The organism is Maribacter sp. UBA3344 (assembly GCF_002362375.1).
GTDB classification, from domain to species: domain Bacteria; phylum Bacteroidota; class Bacteroidia; order Flavobacteriales; family Flavobacteriaceae; genus Maribacter; species Maribacter dokdonensis.
Map to the genome: position 1 here is coordinate 1 of NZ_DERI01000013.1, position 3,098 is coordinate 3,098.

A 3,098-nucleotide genomic window follows, 5' to 3' on the forward strand; every position below is an offset into this window, starting at 1 on the left:
TATGTTATATATTTAATTGTTACCTGCAATTTGCCGAAAAAACACTTTTAATCTGAATGTTTGAATGTAGATTTTCTATGGGAAACACCCCAATCAACCATTGCATCAAGAACTGAGAGAATATTTTTACCTGATTCGGTCATTTTGTATTCAATGCGAACTGGCGTTGAATCATAAACGTTCCTTGTTATAACACCATTAAGCTCTAATTCTTTTAACTCCTTAGACAACATTCTAGGCGTAATTTTATCGATATTAGCCTGTATGTCTTTATACCTATAATTACCGTAAAGAATAGAAGCAAGTATAGGCAACTTCCATTTACCACTTATCACGTTTAAAGTATCATTAATCGCCAAAACGTAATGTACAGGACATTTTTTTATCTCAGAAATAGTTAGCAAATCATTCATTGTCAAATATTTTAAACTCTTACTATACAAAAGTATAGCAATACTTATTAATAACTAACTATACTTTAAGTAGCAAATATAGTAAGTTTGTATCATTATTAATGATTAAGAATTAAAAAAATGATTTTAGTAACAGGAGCAACAGGCGAATTTGGTAAACATGTCGTTAAGCAACTAATAGAAAAAGATGTAAAAACATCAGGTATTTCGGTACTTTCCAGAAGTGAGAAAAAGGCAAACATCTTTAAAGCAGACGGAATTACAGTTAAAATAGGAGATTATACCAACTATGATTCTTTAGTAAAAGCCTTTGAAGGTGTCGATAAATTACTATTTGTTTCTAGTAGTGAAATAGAAAATCGTGCCGCACAACATCAAAATGTGGTTAAAGCAGCCAAAGCTACTGGAGTAAGGCATATTGTCTATACTTCATTTATGAGAAATCAGGAGAGAGATGATTCTGCTATCGCATTCTTACAGGATTCACATCTAAAAACCGAAAACTGGATAAAAGAAAGTGGCATGACATATACATTTTTACAGAACGCCACATATTTGGACATGCTACCTATGTTTATAGGAGAACAAGTATTGGAAACAGGTGTAATTATGCAACCTGCACAAAACGGAAAATCCAGTTTAGTATTAAGACAAGAATTGGCAGAAGCAGCAGCAGCAGTATTGACTTCTGAGGGGCACGAAAATAAGACGTATCCATTAGTAAATAATCAAGCGATTTCATACAATGAAGTAGCTGAATCAATTGCTCAAATAAGTGGTAAAGATATCACCTATCAATCGCCTTCACCTGAAGAATATCAGGCTACACTAAAAACCTATGGTATTCCTGATGAATACATTGGATTATTCACTGCATTTTCGGTAGCACAAGCCAATGGCGAATTAGAAATGTCAGACAATTCATTAGAGAAACTTATAGGTAGAAAACCAACAACCGCTAAAGAATTTTTGACCAAAATATACGCTTAAAATGGAGCGTAAAGAGTTTTTAAAGATAGCCGGACTAACAGCATTAAGTATTCCAATGATGTCAGCATTAAATAAATTAGAAAACATAACAGATTCTTTTGATTCTTCTAAGCGAATGCCTGTCCTTTTTTTAGGACATGGTTCGCCTATGAATGGTATTGAAGACAATGAGTTTGTTAGAGAGTTTAAAAAACAAGGGCAGCAATTGGATAAACCCAATGCTATTATTGTGGTTTCAGCCCATTGGGAAACAAACGGAACTTTTGTCACTGCCATGCAAAATCCAAGAACAATTCATGATTTTGGCGGATTCCCTAAAGAACTTTACGAAGTACAATATCCAGCGCCTGGACATCCAAAACTGGCTAAAGAAATTTCAGAATTTATTAACCCAGCAGGAACCGTTCACTTAGATGATAAATGGGGATTGGACCATGGAGCTTGGACCGTAGTTAAACATTTATTTCCAAAAGCAGATGTGCCTGTTATTCAACTTAGCTTGGATTATAAAATGACGCCACAGCAACACTACGAGTTAGCACAACAATTAAAAAAATTAAGAGAAAAAGGCGTACTAATTGTTGGTAGCGGTAATATTGTCCATAATTTAAGAAAAGTTGATTTTAGAAAAATTAATAAAAACTACGGCTATGATTGGGCAATAGAAGCAGATAGTAAAATGAAGAAATGGATTTTGGAGGGAAATTACCAAAATTTAATTGAGTTTAAAAAGCAAGGAGAAGCTTTTAACCTAGCGATTCCAACGCCTGAGCATTATCTGCCTTTATTGTACACATTAGGATTAAAAGACGAAAAGGATAATACCACAATCTTTAACGATAATGCTTTAGGTGGTTCACTGACTATGACAAGTGTGAAATTTGGATAAAAAAAGCAGGTAACACGGTATAAAAGCAATAGCGGTTTGGGGTTCAACTCAAACCGCTTTGCATTTAAATTATTATATTAAAACCCGAAAGGTAAGTGCATTAATTCCGCTACTGCTCTTATACTAACCGTTATGAAAAATTAATACAGCAATATGGACCTGTTTAAGGGATTATTTGACTTATCTAAATTACCAGCAAAATTCTTCGTCTTATTTGCCTTAGTTACAGGCTTCATACTTTTTGCAAATGAATTGTTATTAGAAAAAATTCAATTAGATTCAATTAAAAATACATATGGGCCCATTATTGGATTAGTGTTTGCAATTTCTGCTGGATTAACTCTTTTAAATGTTTTTATCTGGATTGGAAAAAAGATAAATTTCGAGTGGCATTTTTTCCAGGCAAAAGGAAAACTTAGAAAAAGAATTTCTGAATTAGACGATCATGAAAAAGCAATATTTCGCGAATTTATGATTTGTGGCCAAAGATCAATTGAAATGCCATATGATGATCCTGTTGTAGGTGGCCTAATGGATGCAGGGCTTCTTAGAATGAACAGACAATTTGGTGATAGCGCAATAGTTTCTGGAAGATTTGCAGCTCTTTCCATGGGTAAGTATACTGAGAAATATATTCGACCACATCATGTAGATTTACCAAAGAATCCAACTGATGAAGAAAAACAATACATAATTTCAATTAGGCCATCTTGGGCTAGAAAAGGGATTATTAGATAACTTTGCATAACAACGGCTCCTATGAAAAGCCCTAGTCCAGTTCATTAAAGTTCAAATAAAGGATTATT

General features: G+C 33.6%; 4 protein-coding genes. 3 read left to right on the top strand and 1 reads right to left on the bottom strand.

Annotated elements, in window-relative coordinates; translation table 11 throughout:
• Positions 1–47: 47 nt before the first annotated feature.
• Positions 48–413 carry a winged helix-turn-helix transcriptional regulator gene (locus tag B2Z27_RS10635; RefSeq protein WP_036146809.1) on the bottom strand — a complete coding sequence of 122 codons (366 nt, stop codon included), beginning with the start codon at positions 411–413 and terminating at the stop codon, positions 48–50.
• Positions 414–533: 120 nt separating this feature from the next.
• Here B2Z27_RS10635 and B2Z27_RS10640 point away from each other — a divergent pair, with 120 nt between their 5' ends.
• From B2Z27_RS10640 to B2Z27_RS10650, 3 genes are all read left to right on the top strand, one after another.
• The gene (locus B2Z27_RS10640) at positions 534–1,403 is read left to right on the top strand and encodes an SDR family oxidoreductase (RefSeq protein WP_027066622.1); all 870 of its coding nucleotides are present in this window, start codon (positions 534–536) and stop codon (positions 1,401–1,403) included.
• Between the two features lies 1 nt (position 1,404).
• Positions 1,405–2,292, top strand: coding sequence for a 4,5-DOPA dioxygenase extradiol (gene ygiD, locus B2Z27_RS10645; RefSeq protein WP_027066623.1), 888 nt, complete (start codon positions 1,405–1,407; stop codon positions 2,290–2,292).
• 153 nt (positions 2,293–2,445) lie between these two features.
• Positions 2,446–3,030 carry a super-infection exclusion protein B gene (locus B2Z27_RS10650; protein ID WP_027066624.1) on the top strand — a complete coding sequence of 195 codons (585 nt, stop codon included), beginning with the start codon at positions 2,446–2,448 and terminating at the stop codon, positions 3,028–3,030.
• The last annotated feature ends 68 nt before the right edge of the window (positions 3,031–3,098 follow it).

Bases quoted from the DNA above. Each gene is read 5' to 3' on its own strand.
- B2Z27_RS10635 (WP_036146809.1), bottom strand. From the start codon at position 413: ATGAATGATTTGCTAACTATTTCTGAGATAAAAAAATGTCCTGTACAT.
- B2Z27_RS10640 (WP_027066622.1), top strand. From the start codon at position 534: ATGATTTTAGTAACAGGAGCAACAGGCGAATTTGGTAAACATGTCGTT.
- ygiD (WP_027066623.1), top strand. From the start codon at position 1,405: ATGGAGCGTAAAGAGTTTTTAAAGATAGCCGGACTAACAGCATTAAGT.
- B2Z27_RS10650 (WP_027066624.1), top strand. From the start codon at position 2,446: ATGGACCTGTTTAAGGGATTATTTGACTTATCTAAATTACCAGCAAAA.